The 15,954-nt window shown below is 64.8% G+C and carries 13 protein-coding genes; 4 read left to right on the top strand and 9 right to left on the bottom strand.

Features of this window, described 5'->3' with window-relative positions; all coding sequences use genetic code 11:
• Window positions 1–24 precede the first annotated feature (24 nt).
• The 6 genes from QQK63_RS10595 to hemB all read right to left on the bottom strand — a co-directional run bounded on the left by QQK63_RS10595 (window position 25) and on the right by hemB (window position 7,138).
• Window positions 25–972 (bottom strand): alpha/beta fold hydrolase, encoded by a 948-nt coding sequence (locus tag QQK63_RS10595; protein WP_277822538.1) that lies wholly within the window; start codon window positions 970–972, stop codon window positions 25–27.
• On the bottom strand, window positions 969–1,913 hold the full coding sequence (metA, locus tag QQK63_RS10590; protein WP_277822536.1) for a homoserine O-acetyltransferase MetA: 945 nt from the start codon (window positions 1,911–1,913) through the stop codon (window positions 969–971). Before metA ends, QQK63_RS10595 begins: the two co-directional genes overlap by 4 nt.
• Window positions 1,914–1,949: 36 nt before the next feature.
• Entirely contained in the window at window positions 1,950–2,828 is an 879-nt protein-coding gene (locus QQK63_RS10585; RefSeq protein ID WP_277822534.1) for an ATPase, read from the bottom strand.
• A 74-nt stretch (window positions 2,829–2,902) separates the two neighbouring features.
• Complete coding sequence (locus QQK63_RS10580) at window positions 2,903–5,371, bottom strand: penicillin acylase family protein (RefSeq protein WP_277822532.1); 2,469 nt, start codon at window positions 5,369–5,371, stop codon at window positions 2,903–2,905.
• A gap of 80 nt (window positions 5,372–5,451) precedes the next feature.
• On the bottom strand, window positions 5,452–6,009 hold the full coding sequence (locus QQK63_RS10575; RefSeq protein WP_277822530.1) for a lipid-binding SYLF domain-containing protein: 558 nt from the start codon (window positions 6,007–6,009) through the stop codon (window positions 5,452–5,454).
• 136 nt (window positions 6,010–6,145) lie between these two features.
• Window positions 6,146–7,138, bottom strand: coding sequence for a porphobilinogen synthase (gene hemB / locus QQK63_RS10570; RefSeq protein ID WP_277822528.1), 993 nt, complete (start codon window positions 7,136–7,138; stop codon window positions 6,146–6,148).
• Between the two features lie 184 nt (window positions 7,139–7,322).
• Here hemB and QQK63_RS10565 point away from each other — a divergent pair, with 184 nt between their 5' ends.
• Both QQK63_RS10565 and mfd read left to right on the top strand, forming a co-directional pair.
• Window positions 7,323–7,841 (top strand): component of SufBCD complex, encoded by a 519-nt coding sequence (locus QQK63_RS10565; RefSeq protein ID WP_277822526.1) that lies wholly within the window; start codon window positions 7,323–7,325, stop codon window positions 7,839–7,841.
• 52 nt (window positions 7,842–7,893) lie between these two features.
• A complete protein-coding gene (gene mfd / locus QQK63_RS10560) occupies window positions 7,894–11,346 on the top strand; it encodes a transcription-repair coupling factor (protein ID WP_277822524.1) in 3,453 nt (1,150 codons plus the stop codon).
• A gap of 122 nt (window positions 11,347–11,468) precedes the next feature.
• Here mfd and QQK63_RS10555 read toward each other — a convergent pair whose 3' ends face one another.
• The 3 genes from QQK63_RS10555 to QQK63_RS10545 are packed head-to-tail and all read right to left on the bottom strand — an operon-like array spanning window position 11,469 to window position 14,936.
• On the bottom strand, window positions 11,469–12,683 hold the full coding sequence (locus QQK63_RS10555) for a multidrug effflux MFS transporter (RefSeq protein WP_277822522.1): 1,215 nt from the start codon (window positions 12,681–12,683) through the stop codon (window positions 11,469–11,471).
• A 58-nt stretch (window positions 12,684–12,741) separates the two neighbouring features.
• On the bottom strand, window positions 12,742–13,389 hold the full coding sequence (locus QQK63_RS10550; RefSeq protein ID WP_277822520.1) for a DsbA family oxidoreductase: 648 nt from the start codon (window positions 13,387–13,389) through the stop codon (window positions 12,742–12,744).
• Entirely contained in the window at window positions 13,386–14,936 is a 1,551-nt protein-coding gene (locus QQK63_RS10545; protein WP_336618783.1) for a class I adenylate-forming enzyme family protein, read from the bottom strand. The genes QQK63_RS10550 and QQK63_RS10545 overlap by 4 nt, the downstream gene beginning before the upstream one ends.
• Here QQK63_RS10545 and QQK63_RS10540 point away from each other — a divergent pair.
• Together QQK63_RS10540 and QQK63_RS10535 are read left to right on the top strand one after the other, a co-directional pair.
• Window positions 14,935–15,549: a helix-turn-helix domain-containing protein gene (locus QQK63_RS10540; RefSeq protein WP_277822518.1), complete on the top strand. Its 615-nt coding sequence runs from the start codon at window positions 14,935–14,937 to the stop codon at window positions 15,547–15,549. The two genes, QQK63_RS10545 and QQK63_RS10540, sit on opposite strands and share 2 nt — an antisense overlap.
• 71 nt (window positions 15,550–15,620) lie before the next feature.
• Window positions 15,621–15,953 carry a hypothetical protein gene (locus QQK63_RS10535; RefSeq protein WP_277822516.1) on the top strand — a complete coding sequence of 111 codons (333 nt, stop codon included), beginning with the start codon at window positions 15,621–15,623 and terminating at the stop codon, window positions 15,951–15,953.
• Window position 15,954: the final 1 nt, after the last annotated feature.

Genomic DNA, 15,954 nt, shown 5'->3' with positions numbered 1-15,954 from the left:
TTTGACATTAGGGGCTTGGCCCGCTCAGTTCAATCCGGCGCGCGCGGCGGCACGGTCGATGGCCGCAACCACCATTTCCGGCTCGGCGTGATGCGGGGAATGGCCGACGCCCTCCATCACAACGAGATTCGCGCCCGTGATCTGACGGGACAGTGGCTCGGAATGGATGCGCAGCCAGACAGTCGTATCGGCATCCCCGTGCAAGATCTCGACAGGCAGGTCGAGCGCCGTGTAATCGGAAACCATGGCGGTGATTTCTTCCAGCACGCTCGCGCGCTGCAGCGCATTCTCGCGCAAGGCGCGGCGTTGCAGCGTCAGCCCGGCACCGAAATAATCCACGTAGCCCTCGGGCGTTGGCTGTGGGGCAAAGACCTCGGCGATCGCGTCGGTCACAACCCTGTCAGGCACCCATGCCGTCAACATCGGAACGGCAAGCGCCTGCCCCAAGGGATGCGACAGGACCTTGTAATAGGTCGAGAGCGGCGTGTCCCAAGGGTTCGAGGCTGCGGCGAGCAGGATCAGGCCCGCCGTCGCATCGGGATGCCGGGTCGCCCACGCAAGCGCAACCGCGCCGCCGTAGGAATGGCCCAGAACCAGCGGGCGCTCGACACCCAATTGGGCCACAGCCCGCACCAGGACATCGGCCTGCTCGAAGATCGTCGCCCCATCCCCGTCCAGCCGCTCGGAATGACCAAGGCCCGGGCGGTCCAGAACCGTAACCCTGTAGCGGTCGGACAGACGCCCCACGAGGTCCATGGTGAAATCGCGCATGTTCCCGCTGGCGCCGTGGATCAGCACGATGTCGGGCCCTTGGCCGACCTGATGCAGATGCAGTCTGACGCCATCGATCGTCACGAATTGCCCAAGCGGCGGGTGGGTCACCTGCGCGCGCGCCTCATGGCGAGCGGCCTTCCACAGCGTAACGCCCCAGAACAGCGCCAAAAGCCCAAGCAGGATCAGAAAAATCTTCATGTCCGCCAATCGGTCACGCGCTGCCCGATCTCTGCCATGTCGAACGGTGTCGTCTGATAAACCTCGGACACCCAGTTTCCGTACAGCAGATGGGCGTGGCTGCGCCAACGGTTCAGCGGCGCGCGCGCCGGATCATCCTTGGGGTAGTAATTCACCGGCACGTTTATCGCGGTGCCTGCGGACACGTCGCGGTCATATTCCTGTTTCAACGTGTCGCTGTCATATTCGAAATGGTTGAAAATATAGAGCGCGCGATGCGCCCGGTCTTCGACAAGGCAAGGGCCGACCTCGTCCGAGGCCAAAAGTGTCACCAGCTGCGGCACCGCGTCGATCTCGGCCTGTTTCATCTCGGTCCAGCGGCTCACGGGGATGATGAAATCATCCGAAAAACCCCGCAAATAGGGGGAGGCCGGTTCGCACACCTTGTGCCTGAAACACCCGAAGGCCTTGGCGCGCAGCATGTGTTTCTCGACGCCGTAGAAATGATTGATCATCGCCATGCCGCCCCAGCACACGCCGAAGGTGGAATGGACATGGCCTTGGGTCCAGTCGAAGACCTGCTGCAGCTCGTCCCAATAGGTCACGGCCTCGAAGGGCAAATGCTCGATCGGCGCGCCGGTGATGATGAGACCGTCGAACTTCTCACCCGTCGCCGCAACCTCGGCGAAGGGGCGGTAGAACTCCTCCATATGCTCGGCGGCGGTATTCTTGGTCTCGTGATCCGTCATGCGGATCAGGGACAATTCCACTTGCAAGGGCGAGGCGCCGATCAACCGGGCGAATTGCGTCTCGGTCTGGATCTTCTTGGGCATCAGGTTCAGCAGCCCGATCCGAAGCGGGCGGATATCCTGTCGGTCAGCCGCCTGTTGCCCCATGACCTGCACCCCCTCGCGGCGGAGGATGGAAAAGGCGGGCAGGGTGGAGGGCAGCTTGATCGGCATCGGCGGCAGAAGCGTCCTTTTTCGGGAAGGCCAGATTTAGCCGGGCAGGGCGCGCCTGCCAAGGGCTGCGGCGACCATGGCCACCGCGTCCTGGCCGTCGCGGACGGCCTCCACCTCGGCGGCGGTGACGGTGATGCCCCAGTTCCGGGCCATCGCGGCATAAAGCGGCGCGCGATGCGCCATGGCGCGGCGATAGGCATAGCGGATGAAAGCGTTGGGATCGGCGGCTTCCGCCGTCCCGCCCTGCTCATCCAGCCAACCCTGCCACAGTGGCAGCAGGAATTCGGGCTTGTAATACATGGGCTTGGGGTCACGCTCGAAACGGCGGATCAATTCCTCGGTATGGCTTTCGGGGCCTTCGATCCAGACCATCAGCGCATGGGCGGACATGGTGCGCAGCACCTCGTCATTGGGATCGTCGGGGTCCACCACCTCGCAGATCGACCCGCCGGTATCGGCGACGAAATGCGGATAGCCGTAGAGATCGCGGGCGCGGTGGATGAAATTGGGCGTATCCAGTAGCGCATTGATCTCGGCCCTCCGGTGCAGGGCCTGACGGCGCATGTACTCGTCGAAGGGCAAACCGCCCTTGGCCGCATCGCCCGGTTTACCGAGGTAGGTCGACAGCGGCGCGAGATTGCCGAAACTGATGTTGGAGGCGATGTAGATCGAATCCGATTTCAGCAGATCGGCCAGAAACGGCACCTGCATCGCCTGCCGCTTGAGATTGTCGTTGATGTGCTCACCCATGTAGGCGGTGCCGATGCGGTAATCGACCGAGTAATGATACCAGCCGCCCGCCGTCCTGAGCAGGCTTGCCAGCCGCGTCTTGCCAAGGCCAGACATGCCGAAAACGGCGAGGCTTTTTTCCCGGGCATCCGTCCAGGCGGCAGGGCTGTCGTAGAGAAGCGGCATGGATCGCGGCCTGTCGATTGTGGGTCCAATGCGGTGATAGCCCAGCGATCCGATGGGCGAAAGGGTGACACACCCTAGGGCGTCAACCGCGTGATCCCGATATTGCCTGCCCGCGCCAGCTCAGGGTCGAGCGACATGGGGATGTATTCCCCCCGCCGCCACAATTCACCCAGATCGTCGTAATGGCGCGACAACGGATTGCCCGATTGCCCCGTCGCGATCACATAGACCGAACTGTCGGGATCGGCGAAATCATAGACGCCGCGATAGCCTGCCGAATGGGTGTTGAGGAACGGGTCGGGCATCGTGGCGGGTGTGGCCGCCCTGTTCAGTGTGAAATCGCCTCCGCTGGTCGATTGGCGGATGTTCACGATCCATGAAAACAGCCGCGTGTTGCCCAGAACCGGGTGATCATGGCGCGCTTCGTGGGCCGTGCCCCAGCGCCAGCTCTCGATATCGGGGCCGTAGCGGTCTTCGAGCCATTGCAGCGCGTCGTCGAGCGCCAGCCGCGCGATATCGGTGCAGGTCTCCACGGCGGTCGAGGGTGCCACATCGCACCACCGGCTTGCTCCCCCGATGTCACGAAAAACCCGTTCGATGAAGATCGGCTCCAGCGACAGGAATTCCTCGGCCAGCGGGCCGATGTCGTCACGGATCAGGCGTTGCTGCAATTCGCGCATCCAGGCGGCGTAGATCAGCGGCTCGGGCAGATGTTCGTTCATCTCGCCGTTCCAATCCGCCAGCAACGCCAGCGCGCGCTGGCGGCGGCGTTCGGGCGTGCCGGGGGGCGCGCTTTCGTCCACGAACCAAAGATCCCGCGCGACGAGCGGCAAGATGTTGCGCGCCGCGGCCGAGACCGTGTCGAGCTGCGCCTCGATGAAACTGTCGCGCGTATGAACCTCGCGCGCCTCCATCAGCCGCGTCAATCGCGTGATCCGCTGCGTATCGCCCCAGTGAAACGAAACATGCAGCGGGAAATCCCGATCGACCATCTTGTTGTTGGTATTGCCCAAGATCCCGGTTTCCGGATCGACGAAGCGCGGATTGGCGAAATACTGCGTCACACCCTGCCACCGGTTGTCCGCGATCCAGCCGGGGCTTGGCATGCGCGCCTGCGTCTGGTGGGCGATCATGCGCCAAGGCATATGGCCGATGACCTGCATGGCGATCCGCCCGTCGGCACTGGCCAGCATAAGGTTCTGGGCGGGGGCCACGAAATCCTCGCCCGCGGCCAATCCTTCCTCGATCGTGCCCGCCCGCATCAGGCGCATCCCGGTCTGGATCGACGTGTTCTCGTCGGTCAAGGCGGTCCAGGCCATGCTCATCACGTGGCCGGGCGGCGTCACCGTGGCGAAATCGTAATGCGATCCGGGGATGACCGGGCCGTTCTCGGTCCAGCGGCGGGTGATGGTCACAGGCGCGCTGCCCGCCACTTCGATCACGCGGCGATCGGTGCGGAACTCCGCCCAACCCTCTGGCGTGCGGTATTGCTCGGAGTTCTCGGGGTTCACCTCCTCGATGTAGAGGTCGATATCGTCCAGATAGGCCGAGGTTATACCCCAGGCGAGCCGGTCGCTGCGCCCTGCCAGAACCACGGGCATGCCCGGGATCGTCGCGCCAATGACGCCGCCGGTCTCCAGTTCCAGCCGCGCGAGATACCAGATCGTCGGAGCCGTCAGGCCCAGATGCGGATCATTGGCCAAAAGCGACCCGGATGCCGCCGCCCGCTCCGGCGTCGCCGCCCATACGTTCGAGGCGCCGGCGCGCCCACGCCCCTGCGCATGGGGGTGCAGCGGGTGACGCGCGGCGCCCTCGACCTCGGCAAAGCGGGGCAGGGGCGCATCGAACAAGTCGCGGTATTGCGCCAGTTCAGCCTCCCCGGCGCCCGGTGCATCGGGCATCAGGTCCCGCAGGGCCGACGGATCCTCCAACGCCAGCGACAGGCGCGCGCGCAGCACCTCTTCCTCGTGGTGGTCGGCGAGTTGCAGCGCCATCATGAAACTCACGGCCACGCTGTCGGCGGGACGCCATGGCGAGATCTCTGGCGTGAAAAGAAACAATTCTGGTGCGCCGCGCCCCAATGCCTCGGACCCGACCAGCCCAAGCCACGCATTCACCCCGTCGGCATAAGCCTCAAGCTCCGCCAAAATATCGGGATCAAGCGCATCGACCGACGCCGTGGCCAGCGCGTAGACATCAAGCCGTCGCAGCAGATCATCGATCTGCAGCGTCGCCGTGCCGAAAAGCTCCGACAATTGCCCCTGCGCGGTGCGCCGCAACATCAGCATCTGCCAAAGCCGATCCTGCGCATGGGCAAAGCCCAAGCCATAGAACACATCCGCATCCGTCTGGCCGAAGATATGGGGCACTGCGGCCGTGTCGCGCACGATCTCGACCGGGCCGGTGATGCCGCGCACCTGCCATTCGGCCGCATAATCGGGGATCGACCGCGACCCGATCCACCAGGCCGCCACGACAACGGCCACCGTCAAGGCGACAGCGACCGAAACCAGTCGGACAAGCCAGCGGAGGAGAAGGGCCATGACACCTCGAGCGCGGGGGCGCGGTTGCGTGGCGCGTAGCTATCCCATGGCCCGGGAAATGCAAGCCGAAGGGCAGGCGGTCAGGGAATGATGCGGGTGTAGCGCGTCCCGTCGAGCGTTGCGCCGATGATCAGGCCCGCCTGACCATAGATCACCGCAATGACGGGGTCAGCCAAGGTCGTGGTATCGACGCCAAGGTTGCTGCCCTGGTCGATGGCCGCATAGCGCATGTCGGCCCCCACGGCCCAACCGGGCGAGGTGCGAAATTCCTGCAAGGCGGCATCCGTCATGAAGAAGAGCGTGTGGGCATATTGCTGCGCGCCGATCTGAAGCCCGAAGGTGCCCGAGATCGCGGAATAATAATCCACGGTGACGCCGTTGATCCGCAGGGCGCCGCGCCCGTAGGAGCCGCCGAACCCGAACCCGGCCTCGGTGATCAGGGGCATGATCAACATGCCGCGGGCGTTCTGGGCCAATTCCCGGGTGCCCGGCACCTCGCGGAACATGAATTCCTGCGCGGCATTGGCACGGGCGTCGATGCGCTGTGCACCATCGGAATTGATGCCGTTACCGCAGGCCGCCACCAGCGGGAGCGATGCGCCGGTGATCACGAAATGACGACGGGTCAGATTGCTCATGGGGTTTACCTCTTGCCGGTTGCCTCTGGGGGACGGGTCGTTGCGCTGCCCGCGAACTATGCGCAAGGATACGCCTCAAGGCCCCGCCTGTCACGGACCAAAGCACAAGGGATGGCAGCAAACCGCCGATCTTGCCCTATCCGTTGAGGATACGCGCCACGCGTGGGGCAAAATAAGTCAGCACCCCGTCACATCCGGCCCGGCGAAACGACATCAGGCTTTCCAGCATCACCTTGTCGCCCGCGATCCAGCCATTGGCGGCGGCAGCTTCGATCATCGCGTATTCGCCACTGACCTGGTAGGCGAATGTCGGCGCCCCGAACCGGTCCTTCACCTCCCGCACCATGTCGAGATAGGGCAGGCCGGGTTTCACCATGACCATATCCGCGCCTTCGGACAGGTCACGTTCCACGCAAGCCAGCGCCGCCAAGCGATTGGCCGGATCGATCTGGTAGGTGAACTTGTCCCCCTTGAGCGCGCCGGACGCGCCCACCGCATCGCGGAACGGCCCGTAGAAGGCGCTGGCGAATTTCGCGGCATAGGACATGATCGTGACGTTCTGGTGCCCCTCGGCCTCCAGCGCCCGGCGGATCGCGCCGATCCGGCCATCCATCATGTCGGACGGCCCGAGGATGTCGGCCCCTGCCTCGGCCTGCGCCAGTGCCATCTTGACCAGCGCCTCGACTGTTTCGTCGTTCACGATCACGCCGTCGCGCACGATCCCGTCATGGCCGTTGATGTTGTAGGGATCGAGCGCGATGTCGGTCATGATCGCGATCTCTATCCCGGCGTCCCGGATCGCGCGGATGGCGCGGTTCGACAGGTTGTCCGGGTTCCATGCCTCTTCGCAGGCTTGGGTCTTGAGGCTTGCGTCGGTGTAGGGAAACAGACAGATCGCGGGGATGCCAAGGTTTGCCGCCTCGCGCGCGGCCTCCACGATCTTGTCGACCGAGCGGCGCACGACGCCGGGCATGGAGGCGACCGGTTCCTCGATCCCCTGTCCGTCGCGCACGAAGATCGGCCAGATCAGATCGTTCACACTCAGTTCATGCTCGCGCACCAGATTGCGCAGCTGCAGGGTCGCGCGCAGGCGGCGGTGCCGGGTGATGGGGAAGGGGGCCTGGGGCATCGACGGGGCCTTTCATGATCGTCTGTGCCAGATCGGTGACATGCGCCCCGTCCGAGGGCAAGGGTGCAGGTTGTCCTGTCGCACAGGTCACGCCTCAGGCGCGCTGGACCGCGCCGGGGCTGGAAACCGCCAAAACGCGCGCCTATGGTGCGCCTGCACAGGCAACGGATGAACGGGCGGCGCATTGGATTTCTTCGACCTCGTCACTCAGGTCATCGGCCTCAGGTCGTTTTCCAACTTATGGTACTGGATCGTTCTGGCGATCTTGTGGTCGACCCTGTCGCATTGGGTCTTGGGCATCCCTTATGACCTTGTCCAGCGGGCCCGGGCGGGTGACGCGGACAGCCAGCGCGATGTCGAGGCGCTGGCCGTGATCAGTTGTCGGCGCATCCTCAATCTCGCCGAGGTTTCGGGGATCGCCATGGTGGCGCTGTCCGCCTTCGTCGTGACGTCGCTGGCTGTGCTGGGCTGGGTCTACCGGGTCGAATTCTGTCAGGCGCTGGTATTGCTGCTTTTGCCGCTGCTGGCGGTGACGGGCCTGTCGATCCATACCGCCCGCGGCCTCGTGGACAGCGGGTTCGAGGATCTGGCCCCGCGCCTGCGCCGTCATCGCCTGATGGTGCAGGGGATGGGCGTGATGTTCATCTTCCTCACCGCCTTTTGGGGCATGTACGTCAACCTTTCGGTCAGCCGCCTGTATTGAGGGGCCCAGACACGGCTTGACACCGCCCCCCGGCGGCGTAGGTGACGCGGCCATGACGAAAGATGCCGCACATATCCTTGCCTCCGGCACGCCCGAGGGGTTCGACGCCACCATGGTGCTGCGCGAACTGGCGCAAGGTGGCGGTACGCCCGTCCTGCACATCGCGCGCGACGACAAGCGTATGGCAGCGATGGCCCGTGCGCTGGCGTTTTTCGATCCCGCCGTCCCCGTCTTGCGCTTTCCCGGTTGGGACTGCCTGCCCTATGACCGCGTCTCGCCCAACCCCGAAATCTCGGCCGCGCGTATGGCGACGCTGGCCGCGTTGGCGGGCGGGCTTTCGGGCGGTTTCATCGTGCTGACGACGCTCAATGCAGCAACGCAATACCTGCCGCCGCGTGACCTGTTGCGCAGCTCGGCCTTCGTCGCGACCGTTGGCGGCCGCATCGACGAGGGGGCGCTCAAGGAATTCCTTGTTCGCATGGGCTTTTCCCAGACGCCGACCGTCACCGAACCCGGCGATTATGCGGTGCGCGGCGGCATCATCGACGTCTGGCCGCCCGGCGAAAGCGGCCCGGTGCGTTTGGACCTGTTCGGCGACGTGCTCGATGGCGCGCGGCGGTTCGATCCCGCAACGCAGCGCACGACCGAGAAATTGGAAAGGGTGGAACTAGCACCGGTCTCCGAGGTCGTTCTGGACGAGGCCGCGATCACGCGCTTCCGGCAGAATTACCGCATCGAATTCGGCGCGGCGGGCACAGATGACCCGCTCTACGAGGCGGTCAGCGCAGGACGCAAGCATCAGGGCGTGGAACATTGGCTGCCGTTCTTTCACGAGCGGCTAGAGACGTTGTTCGACTACGTGCCCAAGGCGCGGATCACGCTCGACGACCAGTCCACGCCGCAGCGGCTGGCGCGGTGGGAAACCATTTCGGATCAATACGATACGCGCAAGACGGCCTTGATTCAGAAGGGGCGGCTCGACACGGTCTACAAGCCCGTGCCGCCCGGTCTGCTGTATCTTGACGATGCGGCATGGGCCAAGGCGACGGCCGGACACCGCGTCGTTCAATTCGCGCCGATCCCTGCGGCGCCCGGCCCGGGCATCATCGACGCGGGCGGGCGCGTCGGGCGCAATTTCGCACCGGAACGCCAGAGCGAATCCTTGAGCCTTTTCGGCTCTTTGGCGGATCATGTTAAAGCATTGCGCAAAGAGAGCGCCGTGGTCATCGCGTCATGGTCCGAAGGGGCGCGCGAGCGATTGCACGGGTTGTTGCAGGATCAGGGGTTAAGCGACGCGAAGCTTGTCACCGACGCCCGCGGACTTGGCCCCAAGGGCAGTCTGAACCTTGTCGTCTGGCCACTGGACGAGGGGTTCACCGGCGCGGGCTTGAGCGTCATCTCGGAACAAGATGTTCTGGGTGACAGGCTTATCCGCCCGAAAAGAAAGACGAAACGCGCCGAGAATTACCTGACCGAGGCGCAATCCTTGTCGCCCGGCGATCTGGTCGTGCATGTCGATCACGGTGTCGGCCGCTACAAGGGGCTTGAGACCGTCACGGCGATGGGCGCGCCGCATGAATGCCTGCTTTTGGAATATGCGGGTGGGGATCGTCTTTACCTGCCCGTTGAAAACATTGAGCTTCTCAGCCGATATGGGCATGAGGAGGGGCTTCTCGACAAGCTGGGTGGCGGCGCGTGGCAAGCCAAGAAAGCGCGACTCAAGGAGCGCATACGACAGATCGCGGACAAGCTGATCCGTATCGCGGCCGAACGGATGCTCCGCAAAGCGCCCATTCTCGAGCCGCCCGGCGACATGTGGGAGGCGTTTTGCGCGCGCTTTCCCTACGAGGAAACCGACGACCAGCTGGCGGCGATTTCCGATGTTCTTGAAGACCTTGAGGCCGGCCGGCCGATGGATCGACTTGTCGTGGGCGACGTCGGTTTTGGCAAGACCGAGGTGGCGATGCGCGCGGCCTTCGTCGCCGCCGCACAAGGCTTGCAGGTGGCGGTGATCGCGCCCACGACGCTGCTTGCTCGCCAACATGCGAAGACTTTTGCTGATAGATTCCGGGGGTTTCCTGTCAATGTTCGGCAACTCAGCCGCTTTGTCAGCCAGAAGGAGGCGAACGAGACAAGAAAGGGCATGGCCGAGGGCACGGTCGATATCGTGATCGGCACCCATGCGCTTTTGGCGAAGGGGATCCGCTTCCAGAACCTTGGGTTGATGATCGTCGACGAAGAACAAAGGTTCGGCGTCAACCATAAGGAAAGATTGAAGGAAATGCGGTCGGACGTGCATGTGCTGACGCTGTCGGCCACGCCCATTCCACGCACCTTGCAGATGTCGCTGACGGGTGTGCGCGACCTGTCGATGATCGGGACGCCGCCCGTGGATCGTCTGGCGATCCGGACCTATGTGAGCGAGTTCGACGCCGTCACGATCCGCGAGGCGCTTTTGCGCGAGCATTACAGGGGCGGCCAAAGCTTCTACGTGGTGCCGCGGATCGAGGATCTGCCTGAAATCGAAGCGTTTTTGCGTGACCAGGTGCCTGAGGTCAGTTTCGTCGTCGCCCATGGGCAGATGGCGGCGGGCGAGCTGGATGACCGGATGGTGGCCTTTTACGACGGCAAATACGACGTGCTTCTGGCCACGACCATCGTGGAGAGCGGCATCGACATTCCCACGGCCAATACCATGGTCATCCATCGCGCGGACATGTTCGGGCTGGCGCAGCTCTACCAGATCCGCGGGCGCGTGGGGCGCGCGAAAACAAGGGCTTACGCCTATCTGACGACAAAGCCGCGACAGAAACTGACGCTTGCGGCCGAGAAGCGCCTGCGCGTTTTGGGAAGTCTCGACAGTCTTGGGGCGGGTTTCACCATCGCGTCCCAGGACCTCGATATCCGCGGCGCGGGCAATATCGTGGGCGAGGAGCAATCGGGGCATGTGAAGGAGGTGGGGTTCGAGCTCTACCAATCCATGCTGGAAGAGGCGATAACGCGCATCCGGTCGGGCGAGGACGAAGGCCTGCCGGGCGATGGCGGGCAATGGTCGCCGCAGATCAACCTGGGCGTTCCTGTCTTGATTCCAGAGACTTACGTGCCAGACCTCGACGTGCGGCTTGGGCTTTACCGGCGTTTGTCGCAGCTCGAGACCAAGGTGGATCTTGAAGGGTTTGCCGCCGAACTGATCGACCGGTTCGGGACATTGCCCAAGGAAGTCAACACCTTGCTGCTCGTGGTTCGCATCAAGGCCATGTGCAAGCGCGCCCATATCGCACGGCTCGATGCCGGACCCAAAGGCGCGACCGTCCAGTTTCACATGGATAAATTCCCAAATCCCAAGGGCTTGGTCGAGTTTGTTCAAGCGGAAAAGGGCGAAGCCAAGGTCAAGGACAACAAGATCGTCGTGCGCCGCGACTGGACGAGCGAGGCAGACAAGATCAAGGGCGCCTTTGCCATCGCGCGGGACCTGGCGGTCCATGCTGCGGAAAAGGCGGCCTGACGCGGCCCGTGCGGCATGGTTAATTGCCGTTCGGACAGGTTGCGGAAAGGTTAAGGTTTCGGCCCGATTGTGACCTGCAGCTTACCCATAAAGTTAACCGTTCATCTTTCGGCAAGAAAGCCTCAGCCCCGGTCGCGCGGCATCCAGATCATGACCAGCGCGCCGAGCCCCGAGAGCACGGCGGCCGACAAGATCAGGGGTAGGGGCGTGCCGTCGAAAAACTGCCCGATGATCGCGCCGAGAACAGCACCCCCAACGGTCGCCAGCGCCCCCATGACGGAGGCCGCCATCCCGGCGACATGGCCAAGCGGTTCGAGCGCCAGCGCGTTGAGATTGCCGATGGTGAAGCCCGCCAGCGCGAAGACGCTGCACGACCATGCGAAAAAGACCCAGAATGCCGCCTGATCCGACAAGGCAAAGGCAAGGACCACGGCGACCACCCCCGAGGCGAGCATCTGTCCCAGAAGCGCGCGGCGCACCAGCGGGCGCATCCCGAGGCGGACGACCAGCATCCCGTTGATCGGCGCGGCGGGGGCCGCGGCAGCCGCGATCAGCGCGAACCAGAAAGGGAAACTGCCCGCGCGGTCGAAGACGGTTTCGAAAATCGGCTGGATCGAGGAGATCGTGCCGAAGAGCGTGCCGAAAACCAGCGTCTGCACGAGGATGGAAAGCTGCATCTGGCGCAGGCTGAGCGTCTCGCGCAACGCCGCCAGAAGCGGCGTGACGTGAAACGGGCGCCGCGCGGGCGGCGGCAGCGTTTCGGGCTGGCGGATCAGGAGCCAGCCGACCGAGATGGCCGAAAAGACGAGGAAGGCGAGAAAGATCGCCCGCCAGCCGAAGCCCCAGATGATCGCGGCCCCGATCATCGGGGCCACGGCGGGAAAGATGGTGAAAATCAGCATGGCGAAGCTGACGATCTGGGCCATCTGGCGGCCGGAATAGAGGTCGCGGATGATGGCGGTCGCCACGACGCGCGGGCCTGCCGCGCCCAAGCCCTGCAAGAGGCGCGCGGCCAGAAGCCATTCGAGCGAGGAGGCGGTGAAGGCGAGGATCGCGCCAAGGACATAGAGCGCGGCACCTGCGAGGATCACGGGCTTGCGCCCGAAACTGTCGGACAAAGGCCCGGTGAAAAGCGTGCCGATGCCGAGGCCAAGGACGAAGCTGGTCAGGACAAGTTGCGCGAGATTGGGATCGGCGGGCGTGAGCGCCTCCGCGATCTGGGGGAGCGCGGGCAGCATCGCGTCGATGGAAAAGGCAACGGTTGCGAAGATCATGCCCATGAGCGCGATGAATTCGCCGCGCGAGAGGCGGGGGATGGGGGCGGTCTTGTCCATCATGCGGCGCGCGCGCGGCCGGCGTCGGGCCATCCGTATTTGAGGGAAGATGAAGCCATGTTCACGCGCCCTGATCCGGGAGCTGGGCCATGATCTCGTCGATGATCGAGAGCCAGGTTTCGGTCGGTTGCGCGCCGGTCAGCACATGCTGGTTGTCGATGACGAAGGTGGGCACCCCGGTGACGCCCCGCGATCTTGCATGGGTGTCGCGCGCGGCGATATCGGCGGCATCCGCATCGCCGGCAAGCAGCATCTCGACCATGGCGCGGTCCATGCCCGCGGCCGCGGCGATCTCGGCCAGGGTTGCGGCATCGCCGATGTCGCGCCCCTCGACGAAATTGGCGCGGAAGAGCGCGAGGACAACGGGGGTTTGCCGCCCCTCGATCCCGGCCCAATGGATGAGGCGGTGCGCGTCGAGCGTATTGGGGGTGCGGGTGATGGCGTCGAGGTTGAGCGTGATCCCGGCGCGTTCAGCATGTTGCAAGACGGGCAGATAGGCCTGAACCGCCCGTTCCTTGCCGCCGAATTTCGTCTCGAGATAGTGGCGGCGGTCCATGCCACCCTTGGGCATGTCGGGGTTGAGCTGGAACGGGTGCCATTCGATGAGAAAGGGGTGATCGGGCCGCGCCTCGAGCGCGCGGGCGAGGTTCGTCCAGCCGATCAGGCACCATGGGCAGATCGGGTCGGAGAGGATGTCGAGCTTGATCATGGGCTTTCCTTCAGGATCCGGGCCAGCGCGCGGCGGTCGAGCTTGCCGTTGGGCGAGCGGGGCAGGGCGGGGAGCGCGATGTAGAGGCGGGGTTGCTTGTAGCGGGCGAGGCGGGTTTCGGCCAGCGCGCGCAAACTGTCCTCGGTCGCGGTGCCGACATGGGCGAGCGCGATGATATCGGTCTCGGATTTGACGGTGACGGGGCTTGCGGCGCAGTCGACGAGGCCGGGCGCGCCCTGGAAGGCTGTTTCCACCTCGAGCGGCGAGATGCGGAAGCCGCCGGTGGTCATCAGGTCGTCCCGCCGCCCGTGATAGTGCAGCGCGCCATCGCGATCCTCGGAGACCAGATCGCCGGTCAGGAACCAGTCGCCCGTGAGCGGCAGATCGAAGCCATCCTGCCCCAGATAGCCGAGCATCAGGCCCGGATCGCCGCGATGGATGGCGAGGATACAGATCTTGCCCGGAGCGACCGGGGTGCCTTCGGGCGTCAGGATGGCGATGCGGCGGCCCGGTTGGGGATAGCCGAGCGTGCCGGGCGGCGCGGGGCGGGCGGGGCTGCCCGAGATGAAAGTGGAGCATTCCGACATGCCGAGCGCCTCGAAAATCGGGGTGCCGGTGGCGGCCTGCCAGCGGGCGCGCAACGTCTCGGGCAGTTTTTCGCCCGCCGCGAGCGCGTGGCGCAGTTTGGGCAGCGGCAGGGCGGTGTCGCCTGCCAGAAGCTTGCGGAAAATGCCGGGGGCCGCGGCAAGGATCGTGGCATCGTGGCGTCTGAGCAGGAGCGGCAGGGTTTCGGGAGCGGTCCCCGGCGCGGGGATGAGCGCCGTCGCCCCGATGGACCAAGGGTCAAGCAGGCCCGTGCCGAGCGTGAAGGTCCAGTTGAAGGCGCCCGCGTGAAGCACCCGGTCGGTGGATTGCAGGCCATACCAGCCGTCCCACATCAGGCGGCGGGCCCGCAGCGCGCGGTGGGCATGGGCCACGGGTTTGGGCCGCCCCGAGGAGCCGGAGGTGAAGACGATATAGGCCAGCCGGTCGGGATCGCCGGTGGCATAGCCGCCCGGCGCGTGGTCCATCAGGGCGGCAAGATCGGTCAGGACCGGGCAGGGCGGATCCGGGGGCAGCGCGATGCCGGGCGCGGCGAGGATCGCCTTGGGCGCGATGAGGGGGATCAGTCGGTCAAGTTCGGGAGGGGTCAGCCCCTCGGCGGTGGGAACGGGCACAAGGCCCGCCGCGACGGCGCCAAGGAAGGCCACGGGAAATTCTGGCGTGTTGCCGAGCCGGAGGAGGATCCTGTCACCCGGCGCGAACCCCTGTGCCAAAAGCCCGCCCGCCAGCCCGAGAACCGCGCGTTCGAGGTGGGCAAAGCTCCAACGGTCGGCGCGGGCGGGGCCGAGCACCGCGAGCGCGATCTTGTCGGGCGTGGCGCGGCCTGCGGCCAGCACGTCTTGCGCGAGGTTGTAGGGGCTGGGGCAGGGCTGCATGGCATCGGGATTACGCCCGGCACGGGGCCGTTGCAAGGCGCGCGGGGCGGCGCTAGAGCATCGCGCCATGAAGGATGAACCAAGCCTGATCCGCCTTGCCCGGGAAAGCGGCGAGGAAAGCCCGCCCCAGCCTGTCGACCTCGGCCAGCGGGTGCGCGACCTGCGCCGCGCGCGCGACTGGACGCTGGAACAGGCGGCCAGTCACGCGGGGCTGGCGCGATCCACGCTCTCCAAGATCGAGAACGGGCAGATGTCGCCCACCTACGAGGCGCTGAAAAAGCTGGCGCAGGGCTTGGGCATCACGGTGCCGCAACTGTTCACGCCGCCGACGGACCCAAGGGTGAACGGGCGCATGGCGGTGACGCGGCAGGGCGAGGGGCAGGCCCATGCGACCGCGACCTATGAACACGAGCTTTTGGCCGGCAGCCTGACGCGCAAGGCGATGCTGCCCTACCGGGCGCGGATCCGGGCGCGGAGTTTCGAGGAATTCGATGGCTGGGTGCGCCATGACGGGGAGGAATTCCTCTATGTTCTGACCGGCGTGGTGCGGCTGATGACCGAATTCTACGCCCCCGTGGATCTCAAGCGTGGGGAAAGCGCCTATTACGATGCCTCGATGGGGCATAACGTGATCTCGCTTTCGGAAGATGATGCGGTGATCTTGTGGGTCACATCGCTCTGATAGGGTGCGCACGCTAACGGTTGTATCTTTCGCTCGGCGTGCTACTATCACGGCTAGAAAAGCAACAAACAATGAGCAGTGCCGTGAAACATATCCTTGCCGCAACTTGCGTTGCGTTCCTTTCCGTTTCGCCCGCCTTGGCCGATGGGACCTTCATGCTTGGGGGCACCTTGACCTTCGGGGCGAACCAGCAGCCCAATTTCGGTGTGTCGGCCCGGTTCCTCGAGAACGATCAGGTCGATGAAAGCACGTTGGGCGCGGGCGTGACCTATTATTTCGCCACGCAAGATATCGGGGTCGATGTCTTTGCCGGCTATATTTTCGACAGCGCTGTTTTCGGCGTGGGCTACGACCTTGTGCAAAGCACTCCGATCATGAGCCTTGGTGTCGCCAACACCGACTGAC

The sequence above is a fragment of the Roseicyclus marinus genome, from assembly GCF_030163795.1.
Taxonomy (GTDB): domain Bacteria; phylum Pseudomonadota; class Alphaproteobacteria; order Rhodobacterales; family Rhodobacteraceae; genus Roseicyclus; species Roseicyclus marinus.
This window is presented reverse-complemented; position numbering and strand designations above follow the sequence as displayed.

Excerpts from the sequence above, each read along its gene's own strand:
- hemB (WP_277822528.1), bottom strand. The coding sequence starts at position 7,138 with ATGCCCCAGGCCCCCTTCCCCATCACCCGGCACCGCCGCCTGCGCGCG.
- QQK63_RS10545 (WP_336618783.1), bottom strand. The coding sequence starts at position 14,936 with ATGGCGCGATGCTCTAGCGCCGCCCCGCGCGCCTTGCAACGGCCCCGT.
- QQK63_RS10535 (WP_277822516.1), top strand. The coding sequence starts at position 15,621 with ATGAGCAGTGCCGTGAAACATATCCTTGCCGCAACTTGCGTTGCGTTC.
- QQK63_RS10555 (WP_277822522.1), bottom strand. The coding sequence starts at position 12,683 with ATGATGGACAAGACCGCCCCCATCCCCCGCCTCTCGCGCGGCGAATTC.
- mfd (WP_277822524.1), top strand. The coding sequence starts at position 7,894 with ATGACGAAAGATGCCGCACATATCCTTGCCTCCGGCACGCCCGAGGGG.
- QQK63_RS10550 (WP_277822520.1), bottom strand. The coding sequence starts at position 13,389 with ATGATCAAGCTCGACATCCTCTCCGACCCGATCTGCCCATGGTGCCTG.
- QQK63_RS10595 (WP_277822538.1), bottom strand. The coding sequence starts at position 972 with ATGAAGATTTTTCTGATCCTGCTTGGGCTTTTGGCGCTGTTCTGGGGC.
- QQK63_RS10585 (WP_277822534.1), bottom strand. The coding sequence starts at position 2,828 with ATGCCGCTTCTCTACGACAGCCCTGCCGCCTGGACGGATGCCCGGGAA.
- metA (WP_277822536.1), bottom strand. The coding sequence starts at position 1,913 with ATGCCGATCAAGCTGCCCTCCACCCTGCCCGCCTTTTCCATCCTCCGC.
- QQK63_RS10540 (WP_277822518.1), top strand. The coding sequence starts at position 14,935 with ATGAAGGATGAACCAAGCCTGATCCGCCTTGCCCGGGAAAGCGGCGAG.
- QQK63_RS10580 (WP_277822532.1), bottom strand. The coding sequence starts at position 5,371 with ATGGCCCTTCTCCTCCGCTGGCTTGTCCGACTGGTTTCGGTCGCTGTC.
- QQK63_RS10575 (WP_277822530.1), bottom strand. The coding sequence starts at position 6,009 with ATGAGCAATCTGACCCGTCGTCATTTCGTGATCACCGGCGCATCGCTC.